Source organism: Flavivirga rizhaonensis (assembly GCF_004791695.1).
Taxonomy (GTDB): Bacteria; Bacteroidota; Bacteroidia; order Flavobacteriales; family Flavobacteriaceae; genus Flavivirga; species Flavivirga rizhaonensis.
Genome location: NZ_SRSO01000005.1, coordinates 72,038 through 93,124, shown reverse-complemented (window position 1 = coordinate 93,124; position 21,087 = coordinate 72,038). Strand labels below are relative to the sequence as shown.

Here is a 21,087-nt window from a genome sequence, read left to right as displayed (position 1 = left end):
ATTTTTTTCAGAATAGTATCTAGTAAAATATTAATATTATAAAGTTTAATGGCAAAAAAAAAGCAAACAACAACAAGTCAAGATTTTTCAAAATACATCCGTTGGTTTTGGATGTTGTTTTTAGGCGGTGTGCTTATAGTATTGTTAATGTTTTTGCTAGCCTCTTGGGGAGCGTTTGGAGAAATGCCAGACCATACACAGCTAGAAAATCCAAAAACACATTTAGCTACTGAGATTATTTCTTCGGATGGAAAAACCTTAGGTAAATTTTATTTTAATGATAATAGAACACCAGTAGGTTATGATGAGTTATCACAAAATCTAGTAGATGCATTAATAGCTACGGAAGATGCTCGTTTTCATGATCATTCTGGTATTGATGCACGTGGAACCATAAGAGCAGCTGTTTTTTTAGGAACAAAAGGTGGTGCTAGTACAATTTCTCAACAACTAGCAAAACAATTATTTCATAGAAGAGAAAAAGCTAATATAATAGAAAAGCTTTCTCAAAAGCTTAGAGAATGGATTATAGCCATTCGTTTAGAGCGTCAGTATACTAAAGAAGAAATTATAGCACAATATTTTAATATTTACGATTTTGGTAACAATGCTGACGGTATTCGTAGTGCGGCAGCAATTTATTTTGATAAAGAGCCTGGTGAATTGGACATGAAGGAGTCTGCTATGTTGGTTGGAATGTTTAAAAATTCTTCGTTATATAATCCAAGGAGAAACCCTGTAGGAGTTAAAAATAGGCGTAATGTTGTTTTACACCAACTGGAATACTACGATTATATTAATGAAACTGTAAAAGATTCACTTCAAAAAACAGAGTTGGATTTACGTTACACACCTCAATCACATCGTGATGGTATTGCGACTTATTTTAGAGGCTATTTAGATGGGTTCATGAAAGATTGGATTAAAGAGAATCCGAAACCAGATGGTACAAATTATAATTTATACAATGATGGTTTAAAAATCTATACCACCATAGATTCACGCATGCAAAGATATGCTGAGGCTGCGGTACAACAACACATGCCTAGATTGCAAGCTAAGTTTTTTAATCAAAATACACCTAAAAGGAATCCTACAGCCCCATTTTTAGAGCTAGATAGAGAAGAAATTAAAGCCTTAATGAAACGCTCAATGAGACAAGGTGAACGATGGAGGGTACTAAAGAAAGCAGGAAAGTCTGATGCCGAGATTGAAGCATCATTTGATAAGCCCACTAAAATGACTGTTTTTAAATGGGAAGACGGTAAACCTTCAGAAGTAGATACTATTATGAAACCTATGGATTCTATGCGATACTATAAATCGTTTTTAAAACCGGGTATGATGTCTATGGACCCTTTGACTGGTCATGTAAAAGCATGGGTAGGTGGTATGAATTATAGGCATTTTCAGTACGATATGGTAAAACAAGGAAAACGCCAAGTAGGCTCTACATTTAAACCTTTTGTTTATGCAACTGCAATAGATCAATTGCATTATTCGCCATGCGATGAATTCCCGGACACGCCTTTTTGTATAGAAAAAGATAAACACGGCAATCCAGAAGAATGGTGTCCTAAAAATTCTGGAGGAGAGAATGATTATGGAGGTACCCGAACTTTAAAAAATGCTTTAGCAAATTCTGTAAATACCATTACTGCAAGATTAATTGATAAAGTTGGCCCGCAACCAGTTGTTGATTTAGCAAAAAACTTGGGAATAGAATCTGAAATACTTGCAGTACCATCCATAGCTTTAGGAGTTTCTGAGATAAGTGTGTATGAAATGGTGGGAGCGTATGCTGCGTTTGCAAACAAAGGGGTGTATACTAAACCTGTAATGGTTACTACTATTGAAGACAAAAATGGCACTATTTTATATCAGTTTAAGCCAGAGACACGAGATGTTTTAAACGAAGAAACCGCTTATGTTGCGGTGAAACTTATGGAAGGCGTTACACAAGGAGGTTCAGGAACCAGATTAAGACATAAGTATGCAGCTAGTAGAGAATACAAAGAAATCATTACAGGCTATCCATATGAGTTTAAAAACCCAATAGCAGGAAAGACAGGAACGACTCAAAATCAGAGTGATGGTTGGTTTATGGGAATGGTGCCTAATTTGGTTACTGGTGTTTGGGTTGGTGCAGAAGACAGATTTGCGCATTTTAGATCGATAACTTATGGTCAAGGGGCTTCTATGGCATTACCTATTTGGGGCTTATATATGAAAAGCTGTTATGCAGATGGAACATTAAATGTTTCTAAAGAACCGTTTGAAGAACCAGCAAACTTATCTATTAATGTAGATTGCTCTAAAGCCTCAGAGACTATTGATGATGATACCAATGATGATATCCCTGATGATTTAGGTGGCTTTTAATAGATACTTTCTTAATACAAATAAAAAACCATTCGTTTCGGATGGTTTTTTTGTTGGTTTTTTCGACGAACAAAATTCTATATTAATCGTTTAATTTTATTGATAAATAACTTATTGGGTAATTATTTTAAAAATAATTCAATTATACGTAAATTTATACAGTAAAAATTTAATAAAAATGATTAATAAAAAAGTTGCTAATGTTCATGATGCCTTAAAAGGTATGTCGGATAACATGACACTCATGCTTGGAGGGTTTGGACTTAGTGGTATTCCAGAAAATGCTATTTCTGAATTGGTTAAACTTGGTGTTAAAGGGTTGACATGTATTTCTAATAATGCAGGTGTTGATGATTTCGGACTGGGTTTACTTCTTCAAAAAAAACAAATAAAAAAAATGGTTTCATCTTATGTGGGAGAGAATGATGAGTTTGAACGCCAAATGCTTTCAGGCGAATTAGATGTAGAACTTATTCCTCAGGGAACTTTAGCGGAACGTTGTCGCGCTGCTCAAGCCGGCTTCCCAGCGGTTTATACACCAGCAGGTTTTGGGACTGAAGTAGGTGAAGGTAAAGAAACTAGAGATTTTGATGGAAAAATGTATGTGTTGGAGCATGCTTTTAAAGCCGATTTTGCATTTGTAAAAGCTTGGAAGGGAGATGCTGCGGGAAATTTAATGTTTAAAGGGACCTCTAGGAACTTTAACCCTAATATGTGTGGCGCTGCAAAAATAACAGTTGCTGAGGTTGAAGAGTTAGTACCTTTAGGAACATTAGATCCCAATCAAATTCATATTCCTGGAATTTTTGTGCAACGTATTTTTCAAGGAGCTCATTATGAAAAACGTATTGAACAACGAACTGTAAGGCAAAGAGATTAAAGTATTTGTCATTGCTATGTGTCACACTGAGCGCAGTCGAAGTGATGAATGGGCCACTTTAGAATATTAAGTTTCAATTAAAAAGATTCCTGCCTTTGCAGGAATGACAAAAATTATGTTAGATAAAACTGGAATAGCAAAGCGAATTGCAAAAGAAGTAAAAGACGGTTATTATGTTAACCTAGGAATAGGTATACCTACTTTGGTTGCAAATTATGTGCGACGTGATATAGAAGTAGAATTTCAAAGTGAAAATGGTGTTTTAGGCATGGGACCATTTCCGTTTGAAGGAGAAGAAGATGCTGATATTATAAATGCAGGAAAGCAAACCATAACGACATTGCCAGGAGCTAGTTTTTTTGATTCGGCTATGAGTTTCTCTATGATACGAGGACAACATGTAGACCTAACCATTTTGGGGGCTATGGAAGTTGCAGAAAATGGCGATATAGCTAATTGGAAAATACCTGGTAAAATGGTAAAGGGTATGGGAGGTGCTATGGATTTAGTTGCTAGTGCAGAAAATATTATAGTTGCTATGATGCATACAAATAAAAGAGGTGAATCTAAACTGCTAAAACAATGCTCATTACCATTAACAGGAGTAGGCTGTGTAAAAAAGATAGTCACTAATATGGCAGTTATTGAAGTTACAGAAAAAGGTTTTAAACTTTTAGAACGTGCTCCTGGAGTATCTGTGGAAGATATAAAAAAGGCCACCGAGGGTAACTTAATTGTTGATGGAGATATTCCAGAAATGGCATTGTAATATATTCTTAAACTAAAAAATTAAAAGAGGCTGTCTAAAAAGTGTCATTCTGAATGGAATGAAGAATCTCTTTAAAATAGATGGCTCTGATTATGAGTGAAATAAGATTCTTCGCGTTGCTCTGAATGACAAGATTAACCACTTTTCAGACAGCCTCTTCTTTAATTAGAAATTTCTAATTAAAGTATCTTTAAAAGCGTATAAATTATTATTTAATCGATGAAAGATGTTAAAAATAAATGCATTTTATCGATTTTTTATGTTTTTAATCTGATTTATTGAAAAAATGTTTCATATTTGTTATCCCAAAAAAACCAAATATTATAATAGATTTCCCCCCAAATCTACCATAAATTGAAAACTTATGAAATTTGCAACAAATCTACCTGAACAACCTACATTAAATGAAAGTAGATTCAAAGAAACTATTAAAGAGAATTTACGATTTTTAAAAAGCCTACTATATCTAACAAAAAAGATATTTATGTTATAATCCCTTAGGGATGGCTTCAATTAACTTCTTAGTATATTCTTTTTTCGGTGTGCTATAGATAACATCTGCATCGTCTAGTTCTTCAATCTTGCCTTTGTTCATTACTAGTAATTGATCAGACATATATTTTACAACGGCCAAGTCGTGTGAAATGAAAATATATGTAAAGCCAAAGGTTTCTTTAAGCTCATTCAAGAGGTTTAAAACTTGAGCTTGAACCGATATGTCTAATGCCGAAACGGATTCATCACACACAATTAATTTGGGTTGTAAAGCAATGGTTCTTGCAATTCCAATACGCTGCCTTTGTCCTCCTGAAAATTCATGAGGGTAACGATCAAAATAATCTTCAGGTAAGCCAACACGGTTTAAAATATCAATAGCCTTTTCTTTTCGTTCGCTATCCGAATTAAAAAGATTATGAACCTTCATCGGTTCAATAATAGCCTCGCCAACAGGAATTCTGGGATTTAATGAGGAATATGGGTCCTGAAAAATAATTTGGATATCTTTTCGAAGCTTTTTAATTTCAGAATTAGGCAATTTAGTAATATCAGTTCCATTATATAATATTTGTCCAGCAGTTGCCTTGTCTAATTGAAGGATAGCATTCCCCAATGTAGATTTGCCGCAGCCAGATTCTCCTACTAATCCTAATGTTTCGCCTTCGTATAACTTGAAACTAACATCGTTTACAGCCTTAAATGATTCTGGTTTAGTAAACCAACCTGATTTAGATATATATTCTTTTTCAACATTTATAACCTCTAGCAGAGGGGCTTTGTTGTATAGTTTTTTATGTTGAAGTTTACGTTGCTCAGTCGTTATAACGTCATTCGAAGTCGTATTATTTAAATAATCGTCTATGGTTGGTAATGTTTTTAATCGTGTATCTAAAGAGGGACGTGAGTTAATAAGCGCTTTAGTATAAACATGTTTTGGAGCTTTGAAAATAGTTGAAACATTGCCCTGTTCAACAATTTCACCTTTATACATAACTAAAACCCTATCGGCTATTTCGGAAATTAAAGCCAAATCGTGAGTAATGAAAATAACACTCATTTTTGTATCGACTTGTAAAGTCTTTAGTAGTTTAATAATTTCCTTTTGAACTGTAACATCAAGTGCTGTAGTTGGTTCATCAGCAATTAAAATATCTGGTTTACAAGCAATGGCCATGGCAATCATAACACGTTGTTTCTGTCCACCGGAAATTTCATGTGGATAAGAGTTATAGACTCTTACTGCGTCTGGAAGTTTTACTTTTTCAAATAATAATATAGTTTCATCTTTTGACTTTTGTTTAGAAAGCTTAGTGTGTTGTAATAATATTTCCTGAACCTGTTTTCCGCAGGTCATTGAAGGATTTAAAGAACTCATAGGTTCCTGGAAAATCATGGCAATTTTTTTCCCTCGAATATTTTGAAATGCTTTTGGAGCAAGGTTAGTTAAATCTTTCTTATTATAAATAATACTACCAGAGGTGATTTTTGAAATCTTTTTTGGAAGCAAACCCAAAATGGCCAGAGAGGATACTGATTTTCCTGAACCAGATTCTCCCACAATGCCCAATATTTCATTTTTATTTAGATGATATGAAATATTGTGAATCACGTCATTTTTCCCAAATGAAATGGCAAGGTTTTTAATTTTTAAAATAATGTTTTCTTGCATTAAATGTGAATAATTTCATCATCAATTAAAAGGTCATCACCGCGCAATCTTAAAAATATTTGAGCCACAGCGATGGTATCTTTTTCACAATAAATAATAATTCTATCAACTTCTTTTTCTTCATAATATACGCGATATACTTCACTACCATCAATATCATCTTTTGGTGAAGGAATCCCTAGAACATTAGTCAATAATTTTAATGATGTATAACTTTTATAATCTCCAAATTTCCATAATTCTAAAGTATCCAAATGAGGTACTTCCCATGGCTTTTTTCCAAAGAGATTTAGTTTATAAGGTAACTCAATGTTATTAATTATCATACGACGTGCAATGTAGGGAAAGTCAAATTCTTTACCATTATGAGCACAGAGAAGATGTTTTGTTTCGCTAAAATGTGATATCAATAAATTTTTAAAATCTTTTAAAATTTTAATTTCATCGCCATAAAATGAGGTCACTCTAAAGGTGCGTACATCATTTAAAATATTAAAATACCCAACTGAGATACAGACTATTTTTCCAAATTCAGCCCAAATCCCAGCACGGTCATAAAATTCTTCGGCGGTAAATTCGTCTTTACGCTGGTATTGGGATTTTTTGTCCCAAAGTGCTTGTTTATCTTCATCTAACTCTGAAAAATACTGTGTTTCAGGAACAGTTTCAATGTCTAGAAATAAGATATTTTCTAAATTTAGTTTTGAAATCATTGATTTAACATCTTATAGGCTTCTTCAATGTAGATATCAGTATCTATGGTAAAAGGTTTTTTACCTTCATCAGCTGAGGTATGGTGTCCTAATCTTACAATAATTACATTGTCATTTGGTTCAACAATTATATATTGACTGTGATGCCCTCTCATTATAAAAAAGCCTTTATCTTTCGTTTTTTTAATCCACCATCCGTAACCATATTCTGGGCTATTCGCAAATCGGGGCGACACCGATTTTGCTACAAAAGCAGAATCTAAAATTTGTTTGCCATTCCATTTTCCGTAATCTTTATAAAGCTTACCAAAACGCGCGAAATCCCTGGCATTACTAGAGATACAACAAAACGTTTTTGCTAATCTGTTTTCGTCGTCATCTACCTGCCATAATGCGTCTTGGGATGCTCCCATTGGTTTCCAAAAACTTTCAGAAAGGTAATTAGCTAGAGTTTTCCCCGTAGCTTTTTGAATTATCATTCCTAATAATTGGGTATTTCCACTTAAATACTCAAATTCTTTACCTGGTGTTTTAACTTCTTTAAGATTTAAAATGGTTTCGGCTAAATTATCATCATAATTGGCTCTTGCCGTTAGTGAAAAAGGGCTCGTATAATGTTCCACCCAATTTAAACCAGAAGCCATGGATGCTAAATCACCAACAGTTGTTTTTATATCACCATATTCTGGGTAAAAGTCAGTAACGGGTTGATCTAAACCTTCAATATAACCATCCATAATAGCTTTACCAAGCATAGATGTAGTAATACTTTTTGTTACAGAAAAAGAATTTGTCTTAGAATCTTTTCCATAATTAGGAGCATACCACTCGTAATAAATACTATCATTTTTAATAATTAAATAGGCTACGGTTTCTAATTCACGATTAATGTTCTTTAATTTTTCGGAGGGCTTAACGCTATTATATTTTTTATGTAATAACCAAGGTTGAAAATTATTTCCGCTTTTAATAGTATCATTTTCAAAGTAAGGATAGTCATCTATAAAAACCGTTTTGTGGCCAGTTAAGTAAACGATACGGACACCCCTTAAAATATAGCCATAGTCAAAAATGTAAAGTAATAGAATAATAACACCGATGACTATAGTGATCCATTTTAAAAGTTTTTTGAGGAATTTCATTATAAAATTTTTAGTCGACTAAATATAATAATTTATAATGAAGATTTATAGCTTTCTTTCTGTTTGCGTTTTTCTTTATAGAATGCTTTATTGGCAATATAAATAGTTTTACTCAACTCTGCTATGGTGTTATCTTCTTTATCTACTATCGTTGGGGTCTTTACAATATCTATTTCGCCTTTGCTAGATATATTCTTTTTAATAGCGTTAATTTCATCTGTACTAAACTCGAATTCACAATATAGAGTATCTTTTCCTGGACGTTTGTATTTTATAGATGCAGCTTTATCCCAAACAATGTAATCTTCACCTAAAATATTCATAAGTTGAATCATGTAAATAGGGTCTGTAGCCGAAAATAAACTGCCACCAAATATAGATCCAACAAAATTTCTATTTTTAAAACTTAAGGGAATTTTTATTTTAACATAATGCAAATTGTCACTGACTTCAATAACTTTTCCTGTTGATCGTCTATACATTGGTGATAAGTTAAACCCATATTTGTATATCTGTTTATCAGATAAAAAGCGTTTCAAGATTTTAGTAAGTATTCTGTACATTTTTAAAAAAGAGCTTGTTGTTTATAGGGACTCTCATGTTCTAACAACCATTTTTTACGATGTAAACCACCAGCATAACCCGTTAAACTACCATCACTACCAATAACACGGTGGCAAGGGACAATAATCCATAAAGGGTTTTTCCCATTTGCATTTGCTACAGCACGAATTGCTTTTACATCGCCTAGTTGTTTAGATAACTCTAAATAAGAAAGTGTTTTTCCATAAGGAATTTGCTCAAGCAGTTTCCAAACTTTTTTTTGAAAATCGGTTCCCTGAGGGTTTAATTTTAGATTGAATTGATTGCGCTTTCCTTCAAAATATTCTTTAAGCTGGCGCGCACAATCTTCTAATTCTACAGGAATAATATCGGTTGTTTTCTCTTCAGAATTTAAAACATTAACGGAAGTGACCCCGTTACTGTCTCCACTTATTCTGGTATATCCTAAAGGAGATTGAATGATGCAAGTTTCCATTGTATTAAAGGTTTATTCATCTAAAATACCTAATTTTTTAGCTCTTGCTTCCCAACTTTTACGTGCTAGGTGTTGGAGATCAGATACATTATCACTCTCATCCATAATTTCTAAGCCTAAAAGTGTTTCAATAACATCTTCCATGCTTACTAAACCACTTACAGAACCATATTCATCAACAACCAAAGCCATATGATTTCTACTTTCAACTAATTGTTCGAATAGATTTGGAATAGGTAAATTACGATTAACAATAATAATATGTCTCTTTAAATCAGATAACTTTTTATCTCCATGATGAAGCGCCATTTCTTTAAAGACTTCATCTTTAAGTACCAATCCTTTTATGTTGTCTGGATCATTTGAATATATAGGGATTCTTGAAAAACGAAGATTCATATTTTTATTAAAAAAATCTTCAACAGTGGTATTTTGATCAACTGTCAACATAACGGTTCTGGGAGTCATAATATCTTTTGCTAAAACCTCTTTAAAGGTCAATAAATTTTTAATGATTTTACTTTCATTTTCCTGAAATACACCTTTTTCCTGAGCGATCTCCGTCATAGCATGAAAATCTTCACGGCTTAATACACTTCTATGGCCATTACCTCCAATAAGTTTAGTTGTTAGTTGTAAAAGCCATAATATCCCCGTCCATTTTAAAGGAAAAATTAAAACGGTTAATGCTTTAGATGTGAAATTAGCTAAGCTTTTCCAATAAGTTGCACCGATAGTTTTTGGAATGATTTCTGAAGCAATCAAAATTAATAAGGTCATAATGGCCGAAATAACTCCAACTGTATTAATTCCAGCTAGTTCTATTTTATAGGGTAGTTTTTCGGCTTGAATACCAACCATCATAGCTCCCAGAGTATGTGCTATCGTGTTTAAAGTAAGTATTGCAATTAGTGGCTTATCTACATCTTTTTTTAAGCGTTCTAATATAAATGCATAGTCTTTGCCTTCCTGCTTTTTAACGTTTATAAATGTTGGCGTAATAGTTAACAGGACAGCCTCAAGAATAGAACATAAAAAAGAAAAGAAAATGGAAATGGTTGCCCAAAAAATTAATGCACTCATTAAAAATTGATTTATGGCTAAAATAGTTAAAATTTATTTTGTAAATTGTGTAAGTAAATACTGTTGGTTGGTATGGATTTTCTCTCTTTCGAGTTTCTTAGTTTAGTAGCATAATTTAAAAAAGCAAATTTATGACAACCAAAAAACCATCCTATGAGCTTGCAGAAGTTACTTGTGCAAAAAAAGAATGTAATGAAACATTCAGTGTAATTATTTCTTCAATATATACGGTTATTAGCAGACCAGTTGTAGAAGTAGAACTTAATTCCTCAAGACATAATGAAATAGTAAAAACAAACACATTTGACGATTATCTCGTTATTAAATGTGCTTGTGGGCATAGTCAAAGAGTATACTTAAAAATAAAACAAAAATGAGGGAATTAAAAGATTTTGATAGCTATTGGCTTGCCAAAGGTCAAGAAACAGTTAATGGTACATTTGTTAATCTCAACAAACATTTAACAAATTACAATAATTATTTAAAAGCATTGTTAGGGTTTTATACCCTAATTGGTTTGACAGCTAATTTAATTACTTCCACTACCGATGTGAAGGTGTATTTAGCTTTTGTTTTACCTTACATCATTCTGTTTTTAGCAATGTTTAAAATTTCGGTAGGACAAAGTGTGCAGTTAGAAAAGCTGGACTTGAGAAGTCCGTTGCAAATTAACGATGCTTATGGAAAGTTAGTTTTAGGTTTAAAAAAAGATATAACTCAAGCTAAAAAGTGGGTTGCTTTGGCAACTATAGCTATTTTAATTGGAGGTTCTGTAGCTTTGTATTCTATTAATATAGAAAAAGAAGAGCGAGAAAAACGTGAAAAAATTGATAAACGAAAAGATAAAATTTTAAATTATGAAGATGAGAATTTAAAAGAGTATAAGAAGGCTCAAAAAATTAATCTTACACGAAATATTAAAGAAAATACGATAAGTATTGCAGCTAAGTTTTCAGAAGATAAGAAAATAGCTCTAAAATTCGTAAATTTAAAAAAGGATACAGTTATAAAGATTATAGATGTACCTAAACTTTGTGATTATAAGCTTGACGTTGAAAATATAGAAGAGCTTATAGAAACTACAGTTAAATAGAAGTAAAAAAGAACAAATCTAAAACCATGATGGAAACATTTGAAACTTACTACAATAATCAAAAAATCACATTCAATGTTACTAATATTGAGACCAAAGCACAACAATTAAATGAGATTGCTTTTTTTCTCAGAAAAAAAGAAGATTTAGATGATTTTGATATTTTAGATAATAATACACCTCGATCAACGTCTTTCTCTAAAGAACAAGCCAAAGATCGTGTGGTTTTAGAAGCTAATATTACTTTTATGGTAGACTCTAATCAAGAACCCAATAAAGTTAAAATTATGAAAGAAACGATTATTAGGTATAGTTTGTATGATCAAGATACAAGAAATACTTTTTACTCGACTTTTGTTGATTTTGAGGACGAGTATATAGATCATGGAGATGAACAATTTACAGTCAAAAAAAACATTGAAATTGTATTAAAGGAGAACTTAATTAATAACCACAGAGTTTTTGTTGAATCACTTAACCAATAATAATTATGAGGCTGCCCCTTTTATTTATACTTTTTTGTGTTGTTAATTTATCAGCTCAAGAAGATGAGAAAACGAAATCAATAAACGATTTTAATTTTGAAAGCACAACAAATCCTGCCTTTTCAATTTTAGAGGAAACACCAACAGTAATAAACACTCCTGAAAATTTAAAAAGCTTGGCATTGTATGTGTCTAATGGATTTTCAGATGGTAACATCGCGTTAGAGACGAATCCTTATTGGCTAATTACAAATACCAAAGACAAGTCTTATAAGGATTATAGAGGCATAAAAAAGAATAAAAACTCTGAATATATTATAGATCCTTTTAAATCTATTCAAACAAACACCTCTTTTTCGTTAGGATATATTAGTAAGAAATTTCAAGGGTTTGAAGATGATAAAAAAACTATTGCTATTGGTATAAGAACTACCCTACTGGAACTTTATGGAAAGAAAAGAACTAAGAAGGTTTTAAACGTTATTAATGTTGTAGATAAAGAATACTCTAATGAGGCCATAACTAAATTCGACAAGTATATTAGGGGGTTTAGCTTAACAACTCCTGATAGAAAAAAATCTCAGGATTATGTTGATAACAAAGTTATACCACAAGCATATACTGATGCCGCAGTAAAGTTTTTGCAAAGATTTACAGAATATGCTTCAGTATATACAGATGGCGCTAGTTTAGTAAAAGATTATTTTGAAGAAACCAGTAAAAAGGTGTTGGACTTTTATTTTAATCCTAAGAATATTAAACCTTTAATTCGTTTAGATGGTGCCTTAGCTTATAGTTTACTTTTTAAGGAGAATGAAATTAATGCCAATACGGCTAGTAGAGTTGGAAGCTGGTTAACTTTAGATGTAGCACTAAAGTTTAATGATAAAAATTATTTTCATGTATATGGTATAACTAGATATATAGATAATGGATTTAATATAGATGCAACACAGAATTACTTTGATACAAGCTTTTGGGATGTTGGAGGTAAGTTGGAGTTAGAACTTAATAAATTTAAGTTGTCGTACGAGTATTTAAATCGAGATGGAGATGGCGATCAATATAGATCTGTTGGGAATATAGTCTATCAAATTAATAAGAAGATAAGTATTATAGGAGGGTTTGGTAAAGATTTTCCTGAAGATGATAACCTAATTACCATATTGGGAATTAATTGGGGGTTGGATCTTGGGGAGTCTCCTTTTACTAAATAAATATTTGAAGAGGCTGTCTGAAAAGTGGTTAATCTTGTCATTCAGAGCAACTCGAAGAATCTTATTTCACTCATAATCAGATCCATATATTTTAAAGAGATTCTTCATTCCATTCAGAATGACACTTTTTAGACAGCCTCTTTAACTTTAGGATAATAGTTTTACAACATCTTTTGCGAAATAGCTCGCTATAATATCGGCACCTGCACGTTTAAATGCGGTAGTTGTTTCCATCATGATTTGGTCGTGGTCCAACCACCCTTTTTCTGCCGCTGCTTTGATCATAGCATATTCTCCGGAAACTTGATATACTGCAACAGGAACATCAACGCCATTTTTAATTTCTCTTAAAATATCTAAATACGAAATACCTGGCTTTACCATAACAATATCGGCACCTTCATCTATATCCATTTCGGTTTCTCTAATAGCTTCAAAACGATTAGCGTAATCTATTTGATAGGTTTTTTTGTCTTTTGGAATATCCGCTAAATCCACAGGAGCAGAGTCTAATGCATCACGAAAAGGTCCGTAAAACGCTGAAGCATATTTTGCCGAGTAGCTCATAATACCAGTATTTATAAAACCTTCATCTTCTAAAGCTTCACGGATAGATAGAACGCGACCATCCATCATATCGCTGGGAGCAACAAAATTGGCACCAGCTTCCGCATGAGATACACTCATTTCACTTAAAACGTCAACAGTTTCATCATTCAAAACTTGTCCGTTTTCAATAATACCATCATGTCCGTAAGCCGAATAAGGATCAAGTGCAACATCAGTCATGACTAACATATCAGGACATACATTTTTAACCGTTTTAATAGCGCGTTGCATGAGTCCGTTAGAATTTAAAGCTTCTGTGCCTTTATTATCTTTTAAATTGTCTGGAACTTTTACAAAAAGTAATACCGATTTTAAACCTAATTTCCATAATTCTTTTACTTCACCCTCAAGTAAATCTAAGCTATAGCGAAAGTAATTTGGCATAGACGGAATTTCGTCTTTAATGCCTTTCCCTTCTACAACAAATAGGGGTACTAAAAAATCATTTGGAGTAATAATAGTTTCGCGAACTAAAGAACGAATGGCTTCACCTGTTCTTAGCCTTCTATTTCTTTTTAATGGATACATATTTTAAAACGTTTATTCGTTAATGGGTTTATTTGTTTACCCAATCTATTGGGTTTTTTAAAATATTTATTAATTTTTCTTCTTCACTTCCAGCTTCAGGTTGATGATTGTAAACCCACTGTACATGAGGAGGTAAGCTCATTAGGATACTTTCTATGCGTCCATTGGTTTTTAGCCCAAAAAGAGTGCCTTTATCATGCACTAAATTGAATTCTACATAGCGTCCGCGACGAATTTCTTGCCAATTTCGTTGGGCTTCTGTGTATTTTAATGCTTTTCGTTTTTCAACAATGGGTACGTAGGCTTCTAAGAAACTATCACCAACTTCGGTTACAAAGTCATACCAATTTTCCATGGTCATGGTTTCTGAAGCTTTACAATAATCGAAAAACAAACCTCCTATCCCTCTACCTTCATTACGATGCGTATTGTAAAAGTATTCATCGCAACGGGCTTTATATTTTGTATAAAATTCTGGATTATGATTATCGCAAGCTGTTTTACAGGTTTGATGAAAATGTGTGGCATCGTCTTCAAACAAATAATAAGGCGTTAAATCTTGTCCACCACCAAACCAACTATCAATAATCTCCCCTTGCTTATTATACATTTCAAAATAACGCCAGTTAGCATGGACAGTTGGAACCATGGGGTTTGAAGGATGCAAAACCAAACTTAATCCGCAGGCGAAAAAATCGACATCGCCTACTTTAAAATAGGCTTGCATCGATTTTGGAAGTTTGCCATGAACACCAGAAATATTCACGCCGCCTTTTTCAAAAACATTCCCGTTTTCAATAACTCGGGTACGTCCACCGCCACCTTCTGGCCGTTTCCAAATATCTTCTTGAAACGTTGTTTTGCCATCAATAGCTTCGAGTTTTGAAGTAATACGGTCTTGTAAACCTTGTATATATTGATAAAATTTGTCTTTCATATTCAGATCATATCTTTATTGCAATATGTAGCTTTTTCAAAATCTCTTATGTTAATCGCTATAAAAGGAATCGTAAGAAACAAGGCCTTTAATTGGGAAACAATTTGTTTCGAAAGGATTGCTTTCTGTTCTGTCGTTCTGCCTTCCATGATATTTGCAAAAACATGAATAAAGTCTCCTTTTTTACCGCCCACTAAATAATATTCTTTAAAAGGGTTTAATCGTACTTTAATATCTGTTTCATCAAATAAACCGGTATCTGTAGCTGCCTTATGAACTTCCTGCATAATGGTGTCAGGTTGTTGTAATGTTAAAATATTTTTTGAGCAATCTATTACAAAGTGTGGCATATTAGGTTTCTATTTCTTTATACAGTTCATATAGCTCCATATTTAAAGAAGCTTCTCCAGGAGGGGTATATTCATTTTTAAGTGTCTTAATCCATGTGAAATTGCAGTTTTTAGCAACTTTTACACTAGCTATATTGTCTTTATGGACAATGATTTGAAGTGTTTTTATATCTAAGTCAGAAAAAGCGAAATCTGATAAGTAACTAATAGCTTTAGTCATGATTCCTTGTTCTTCAAAAGGATAACCTATACAATAGGCAAACTCACCTTGCTTTTTATTCCAGTCAAGTTCTTTTATGTAAATCAAGCCAACTAATTTCTTTGATGCTTTCTCTTTAATAGTAAATAGAAACTCTTCTTTTAAGCTAAATTGTTTTACTTTTTTCTCTACAAAGAACTTGGATAAATCGGGTGTTAAATTTTGCTCTAATGTTTTAGGAAAATACCGTTTTAATCGATCTTCATTTGCGGTAATAAAATTGCATAAACTCCAAGCGTCTTGTAATTGAATAGGTTCTATATGATACCCATTAAAACTAAGCATTTTTTGGAATGGTTTTTAATTGAAGAGCCTCTACTGTTTTTATCGTTGCGGCTGTTACAGATAGTGGCAATACTAATATGACACCAATAACAGGGATTAATAAAAACAAGATAAATATAATACCATTACCAATGGCCAAACCACGATTTCTTCTAACAAAAGCTGTGCTTTGCTTATGTTTAAAATGACGCTCTAGTGTGTAATCCATATTACCAAAACCAGCATAATAAGCCTGAACTAAAAAGAGTAGTATGGTAGAAAAGATATTAACAAACGGTATAAACTTTAAAAGTAGTATCGGAATGGTTAATACGAGTTCCATGAGTAAGTTTCTTCCATTAATTCTTATACCACGCCAAAGTTGTTCTAGAAATGTTGTGTTTCTATGTGTGTATGCTGTGTTACCTGTTAGATGCGCTTCTATTTTTTCGGATACAGGACTCATAAATGGCGCTGATAACGCCATGATGATATGTTTGAAAAGGATTAACCCGATAACAATAATAAAGAGTCCGCCAATAAAAGAACTGATTGTTGTAAAGGCTTCTTTCCCCCAATCCCAAATCCATATTTTTGAAATAAAAGCTCCTACATTATCAGATAATCCATAAGCTGAGGTGAAAATAGCAATAGCGGTTATAAAACTTATAAGCATAGGAATTGCAAAATATTTCCAAAGCTTTAGCTTAGAGATTAAACTAAAAGCCCCGAAATAAGCTTTGATTCCTAATATTATATTTTTAATCATAAAACTTCTCGCTAGCCCTATCCGAAGGAGAGGTAGTTAATTACGTTAAACTATAAAAATTTATCTAATTTATAAAAATTTAAGGTTATCTATTTATATCGTAGTTTCCCTTCTTTGGGGAGATAAGAGGGGCTATATTCTTTTACCGCATCTATAAATGCCTTGGCATGGTCTAATGGAATGTTAGGTAAAATACCATGACCTAGATTTACAATGTATTTGTCTTTACCAAAATCATTAATCATTTGGTGTACCATTTTCTTTATTTCTGAAGGTGGCGATAGTAAACGAGATGGATCGAAATTTCCTTGAAGGGTGATGTTTCCACCTGTTAAATAACGCGCATTTCTTGGTGAACACGTCCAGTCCACACCTAAAGCAGATGCATTACTTTTTGCCATGTCTCCAAGAGCAAACCAACAACCTTTTCCGAAAGCTATTACTGGAGCATCGTCTTTTAAAGCTTCAATAATTTGATTGATATATTGCCAGGAGAATTCTTGATAATCGACTGGTGATAGCATACCTCCCCAAGAATCGAATACTTGTACGGCATTAACACCTGCTTTAACTTTTTCTTTTAAATAAGCAATGGTTGTATCTGTTATTTTTTGAAGTAATTGGTGCGCTGCAATTGGGTTGGTAAAACAAAATTCTTTGGCTTTATCAAAAGTTTTGCTTCCCTGGCCTTGTACACAATAGCATAAAATGGTCCATGGTGAACCAGCAAACCCAATTAGCGGAATATCATCATTAAGTAATTCTTTCGTTGCTTTTATGGCTTGATATACATAATCAAGTTCTACTTTTACGTCTGGAACGATAACATTGTCAACGTCTTTTTGAGTGCGTACAGGGTTTGGTAAATACGGACCAAAATTAGGTTTCATTTGCACCTCAATATTCATAGCTTGAGGAATAACCAAAATATCACTAAATAAAATAGCGGCATCCATTCCGTAGCGTCTAATAGGTTGTACGGTAATTTCACTAGCTAGTTCTGGCGTTCTACAACGTGTAAAGAAATCGTATTTCTCACGAATCGCTATGAACTCAGGTAAGTAACGTCCAGCTTGACGCATCATCCAAACCGGAGGGCGATTAACGGTTTCACCTTTTAAAGCTCTTAAAAATAAATCGTTCTTTATCATATTCTTGTAATTCCTGCGAAGGCAGGAATCTTTTTAATTGAAACTTAAATAGTTATATAATGTATTCCTATATAGACACTTCGACTGCGCTCAGTGTGACAAACAGGGATATTAGTATTATAATTTTTCACCTTTTGTTATAAAAGTAGATTTTATAGAATCTACTTTTAATTTTTCAAAACTTTTTCTTTTGTCATCATTTATAAAATTCGTAAAATCTTCATCAGTTTCAAATGAAATAAAATGTATTTCATAAGGTAATTGGTCTTCAGAATTAATAAAACTATCTTGTGTTGGTCTAATTCTATAAATTAGTTTTCCGTTATAGTTATTTATTATTGGAAGCACTAAAGATTCATATTCATTAAAGACGTTCTCTTTTCCTTCTTTTATAAATAATAAGGCTGTTAGATAGATCATTAAACATAATGTTCATTAACCAACTCAATCACACTTTCTACGGTTGGTACTTTAGCAACTCTAACATCTTTAAAATGTTTTTTTGCTTCTTTTGCAGTAGTTTCTCCAATACAAAAGGCAATAACATCTGCATCATTTTTTTGTACAAAACTTTGTACGGTAGAGGGGCTGTAAAACATAACACATTCAACAGACTCATCTACTTTTATACCATCAAACTTCGTTTGATAGGCCTCTACTTCATTTACCTTTATGTTATTTTCGGTTAAAATAATTGGTAAATCATCTAGCCTTAAATCACTGCAAAAGTAAGTGACTTCTGCCCCTTCTATATATTCAACTAAGTACTCTGCCAGTTTTTTTGCGCTTTTTTCAAAATGAGTTACTTTTCCAATTCTGTTTTCTACCAAACGCTTTGTACGTCTGCCAACACAGTAAATGTTTTTAAACTGTAATTCTGTGGAATTATAATTAGTAATTAAAGACTCTACAGCATTTTTACTAGTGATAATGACATTTTGAATGTTGTTTTTTAAGAATCTGGGATGAATTCTATTCAAACTTATCTTTATAAAATCGGTACTTTCTGAAACAACTTTTTCATGAAAGAGGAGTCGTTGGTCTTCTGTGAATGATTTTGTTGAATAAACATTTGTTTTTTTATTAGCCTGTTTAATTCTATCCATTAAACGTTTGCCACCTCGTTCTATAACAAAATCGGCACAAAATGAAGCCATGTCGTTATGCTCACCTAATTTTTTTACACGAGTAACATCAATTCTTTTTGTACCATCTTCACTTAATAAAACACCTTTAAAATTGATTTCTTCGTTTTTAATATAGGCAAGTGCGCCAATAGGTGCTGTACAACCGCCTTCTAATTTTTTTAAAAATTCACGTTCAATTGTAGTGCAAATTTCAGTTTCTTCATGATTTAATTCAGCACAAGCTGTTTTAACAAAGTCGTCCTCCTCTAAAGCTGTAATCATAATAGCACCTTGTGCCGGTGCAGGAATCATCCAATCTAAATTAATGGCTTCTTCTGGTCTTATACCAATACGACCAATACCAGCAGCAGCAAATATAGCACCATTCCAATCGGCATTATCTTCCAGTTTTTGTAAACGTGAATTCACATTACCACGTAGATTAACAATTTCATGTGTTGGAAATCTATTTAACCATTGGGCACGTCTGCGTAAACTTCCAGTAGCAATGACGGCTTCTTTTGATCCTAAAAATTCTTCATTATTTTTAAAAACCAAAGTGTCATTTACGTTACCTCGTTTTAAAACAGCGACTTGTATGATGCCTTTAGGTAAAACGGTTGGTACATCTTTTAGTGAATGCACGGCAATATCTATGTCATGGTTTAACATGGCAATGTCTAGGGTTCTGGTAAAAATACCTGTGATTCCTAATTCATATAAAGGCTTGTCTAAAACTAAGTCGCCAGTAGATTTTACAGGAACTAATTGTGTTTTATGACCTAAGTTTTCGAGTTGTTGTTGTACTATTTTGGCTTGCCATAGTGCTAATTCACTATCGCGCGTGCCAATTCTAATGGTTTTAGACATGCGTTGTTGGTTCTAACTGAAACACTTTTTTTATAAGTTCCAGACTCTCATCAGTAGAGATATTGTCATCTTTTAAATGATGCGCAAAATGGTTGGTGATTTTTTGAATGATATTGCTGCTAATTAATTCTGCTTGTGCTTCATTGAAATCAGCATTTTTCTTGCGTTGTGTTTCTAATTCCGCAGCAGCAAAATTAGAAAGTTTATGTTTTAATGCTTTAATAGTTGGAGCAAATTTCCTGGTTTCTAACCATTGATTAAACTCTGTTTTTACTTCTTCTATAATAGATTCAGCTATAGGAATATGTTTTTTTCTTTCTTCTAAAGTTTTATCTGTAATTTTTGATAAATGATCTAAGTGAACCAAGGTTACATTATCTAACTCTTCAACGTTAGCATCAACGTTTTTTGGAATAGATAAATCTAAAATTAAAAGCGGTTTTTTAGATTGAATAATGTGCTTGTCTATAGTAGGTCTTTGAGCTCCAGTAGCAACAATTAAAATATCAGAGTTACTAATCTCTTCTTGTAAATTGGCATAATCTTTAACAATCAAATCAAATTTTCCAGCAATTAATTCCGCTTTATCTTTTGTTCTGTTGATTAAAGTAATTTGATCATTTTTGGTATGCTTTACAAGGTTTTCACAAGTGTTTCTGCCAATTTTTCCTGTTCCGAAAAGTAAAATATTTTTATTAGAAACGTCTTCAACCGAGTTAAATATATATTGAACAGACGCAAAAGACACTGAAGTTGCTCCAGATGAAATATTGGTTTCTGTCTTAATGCGTTTACTGGCTTGAATGACCGCATTTACCAATCGTTCTGAAAAATGATTAAGTAATCTGTGTTTTTTTGATGAACGGGCACTGGATTTTAACTGGCTAATAATTTCAAAATCTCCAAGAATCTGACTATCTAAACCAGAACCTACACGAAACATATGCGCAATAGCGTCTTTATTTTTGTATATATAGGCTACTTCTTGAAATTCTTCAACGGTGCCTCTTGTATTATCACAAAGTAATTGAATTAATTGAAAAGGGTGTTGCGCAAATCCGTAAATTTCGGTTCGATTACAGGTAGATGTTACCACCAAACTTTCAATATCATTTTCTTTAGCCTGATTAAGTAAAGCTAGTTTACCATCGTTATCTAAACTAAAGCGACCTCTTATATCTGCATCGGCTTTTTTATAACTTAAACCAATGGCATAAAAGTAGTTACTTCTTGATATATTATATTTTTGCATG

General features: G+C 32.8%; 22 protein-coding genes. 7 read left to right on the top strand and 15 right to left on the bottom strand.

Going from position 1 to position 21,087, the window contains the following annotated elements:
- The first annotated feature begins 48 nt into the window (after positions 1–48).
- From EM932_RS04980 to EM932_RS04970, 3 genes are all read left to right on the top strand, one after another.
- The gene (locus tag EM932_RS04980; protein WP_135876074.1) at positions 49–2,382 is read left to right on the top strand and encodes a penicillin-binding protein 1A; all 2,334 of its coding nucleotides are present in this window, start codon (positions 49–51) and stop codon (positions 2,380–2,382) included.
- Between the two features lie 178 nt (positions 2,383–2,560).
- Complete coding sequence (locus EM932_RS04975; protein WP_135876073.1) at positions 2,561–3,262, top strand: CoA transferase subunit A; 702 nt, start codon at positions 2,561–2,563, stop codon at positions 3,260–3,262.
- 115 nt (positions 3,263–3,377) lie between these two features.
- Positions 3,378–4,031 (top strand): CoA transferase subunit B, encoded by a 654-nt coding sequence (locus EM932_RS04970; protein WP_135876072.1) that lies wholly within the window; start codon positions 3,378–3,380, stop codon positions 4,029–4,031.
- 487 nt (positions 4,032–4,518) lie between these two features.
- Here EM932_RS04970 and EM932_RS04965 read toward each other — a convergent pair whose 3' ends face one another.
- The 6 genes from EM932_RS04965 to EM932_RS04940 are packed head-to-tail and all read right to left on the bottom strand — an operon-like array spanning position 4,519 to position 10,175.
- The gene (locus EM932_RS04965) at positions 4,519–6,198 is read right to left on the bottom strand and encodes an ABC transporter ATP-binding protein (RefSeq protein ID WP_135876071.1); all 1,680 of its coding nucleotides are present in this window, start codon (positions 6,196–6,198) and stop codon (positions 4,519–4,521) included.
- Positions 6,198–6,911 carry a 3'-5' exonuclease gene (locus EM932_RS04960; RefSeq protein WP_135876070.1) on the bottom strand — a complete coding sequence of 238 codons (714 nt, stop codon included), beginning with the start codon at positions 6,909–6,911 and terminating at the stop codon, positions 6,198–6,200. The genes EM932_RS04965 and EM932_RS04960 overlap by 1 nt, the downstream gene beginning before the upstream one ends.
- Positions 6,908–8,053 carry a serine hydrolase domain-containing protein gene (locus tag EM932_RS04955; RefSeq protein WP_135876069.1) on the bottom strand — a complete coding sequence of 382 codons (1,146 nt, stop codon included), beginning with the start codon at positions 8,051–8,053 and terminating at the stop codon, positions 6,908–6,910. Before EM932_RS04955 ends, EM932_RS04960 begins: the two co-directional genes overlap by 4 nt.
- A gap of 32 nt (positions 8,054–8,085) precedes the next feature.
- On the bottom strand, positions 8,086–8,592 hold the full coding sequence (locus EM932_RS04950; RefSeq protein WP_317129356.1) for a DUF4442 domain-containing protein: 507 nt from the start codon (positions 8,590–8,592) through the stop codon (positions 8,086–8,088).
- 26 nt (positions 8,593–8,618) lie between these two features.
- Entirely contained in the window at positions 8,619–9,092 is a 474-nt protein-coding gene (locus EM932_RS04945) for a methylated-DNA--[protein]-cysteine S-methyltransferase (protein WP_135876067.1), read from the bottom strand.
- A gap of 12 nt (positions 9,093–9,104) precedes the next feature.
- On the bottom strand, positions 9,105–10,175 hold the full coding sequence (locus tag EM932_RS04940) for a CNNM domain-containing protein (protein WP_135876066.1): 1,071 nt from the start codon (positions 10,173–10,175) through the stop codon (positions 9,105–9,107).
- Between the two features lie 131 nt (positions 10,176–10,306).
- Between EM932_RS04940 and EM932_RS04935 the strand changes: the two genes are divergently transcribed.
- The 4 genes from EM932_RS04935 to EM932_RS04920 are packed head-to-tail and all read left to right on the top strand — an operon-like array spanning position 10,307 to position 12,970.
- Entirely contained in the window at positions 10,307–10,552 is a 246-nt protein-coding gene (locus EM932_RS04935) for a hypothetical protein (RefSeq protein WP_135876065.1), read from the top strand.
- On the top strand, positions 10,549–11,268 hold the full coding sequence (locus tag EM932_RS04930) for a hypothetical protein (protein ID WP_135876064.1): 720 nt from the start codon (positions 10,549–10,551) through the stop codon (positions 11,266–11,268). The genes EM932_RS04935 and EM932_RS04930 overlap by 4 nt, the downstream gene beginning before the upstream one ends.
- A 26-nt stretch (positions 11,269–11,294) precedes the next feature.
- A complete protein-coding gene (locus EM932_RS04925; RefSeq protein WP_135876063.1) occupies positions 11,295–11,753 on the top strand; it encodes a hypothetical protein in 459 nt (152 codons plus the stop codon).
- Between the two features lie 5 nt (positions 11,754–11,758).
- The gene (locus EM932_RS04920; protein WP_135876062.1) at positions 11,759–12,970 is read left to right on the top strand and encodes a hypothetical protein; all 1,212 of its coding nucleotides are present in this window, start codon (positions 11,759–11,761) and stop codon (positions 12,968–12,970) included.
- Positions 12,971–13,117: 147 nt separating this feature from the next.
- Here the strand turns inward: EM932_RS04920 and hemB are convergent, their stop codons facing one another.
- From hemB to hemA, 9 genes are all read right to left on the bottom strand, one after another.
- Positions 13,118–14,107, bottom strand: coding sequence for a porphobilinogen synthase (hemB, locus tag EM932_RS04915; RefSeq protein WP_135876061.1), 990 nt, complete (start codon positions 14,105–14,107; stop codon positions 13,118–13,120).
- A 28-nt stretch (positions 14,108–14,135) separates the two neighbouring features.
- Positions 14,136–15,044 (bottom strand): oxygen-dependent coproporphyrinogen oxidase, encoded by a 909-nt coding sequence (gene hemF, locus EM932_RS04910; RefSeq protein WP_135876060.1) that lies wholly within the window; start codon positions 15,042–15,044, stop codon positions 14,136–14,138.
- Positions 15,045–15,046: 2 nt separating this feature from the next.
- Positions 15,047–15,394 carry a 5-carboxymethyl-2-hydroxymuconate Delta-isomerase gene (locus EM932_RS04905; RefSeq protein WP_135876059.1) on the bottom strand — a complete coding sequence of 116 codons (348 nt, stop codon included), beginning with the start codon at positions 15,392–15,394 and terminating at the stop codon, positions 15,047–15,049.
- A 1-nt stretch (position 15,395) separates the two neighbouring features.
- Positions 15,396–15,938 (bottom strand): GNAT family N-acetyltransferase, encoded by a 543-nt coding sequence (locus EM932_RS04900; RefSeq protein WP_135876058.1) that lies wholly within the window; start codon positions 15,936–15,938, stop codon positions 15,396–15,398.
- On the bottom strand, positions 15,931–16,686 hold the full coding sequence (locus tag EM932_RS04895; RefSeq protein ID WP_135876057.1) for an EI24 domain-containing protein: 756 nt from the start codon (positions 16,684–16,686) through the stop codon (positions 15,931–15,933). Before EM932_RS04895 ends, EM932_RS04900 begins: the two co-directional genes overlap by 8 nt.
- A gap of 89 nt (positions 16,687–16,775) precedes the next feature.
- Positions 16,776–17,837: a uroporphyrinogen decarboxylase gene (gene hemE, locus EM932_RS04890; RefSeq protein ID WP_135876056.1), complete on the bottom strand. Its 1,062-nt coding sequence runs from the start codon at positions 17,835–17,837 to the stop codon at positions 16,776–16,778.
- Positions 17,838–17,954: 117 nt separating this feature from the next.
- Positions 17,955–18,257 carry a DUF1330 domain-containing protein gene (locus EM932_RS04885; protein WP_135876055.1) on the bottom strand — a complete coding sequence of 101 codons (303 nt, stop codon included), beginning with the start codon at positions 18,255–18,257 and terminating at the stop codon, positions 17,955–17,957.
- On the bottom strand, positions 18,257–19,834 hold the full coding sequence (hemC, locus tag EM932_RS04880; protein WP_135876054.1) for a hydroxymethylbilane synthase: 1,578 nt from the start codon (positions 19,832–19,834) through the stop codon (positions 18,257–18,259). Before hemC ends, EM932_RS04885 begins: the two co-directional genes overlap by 1 nt.
- Entirely contained in the window at positions 19,827–21,086 is a 1,260-nt protein-coding gene (hemA, locus tag EM932_RS04875) for a glutamyl-tRNA reductase (protein ID WP_135876053.1), read from the bottom strand. Before hemA ends, hemC begins: the two co-directional genes overlap by 8 nt.
- Between the last annotated feature and the right edge of the window lies 1 nt (position 21,087).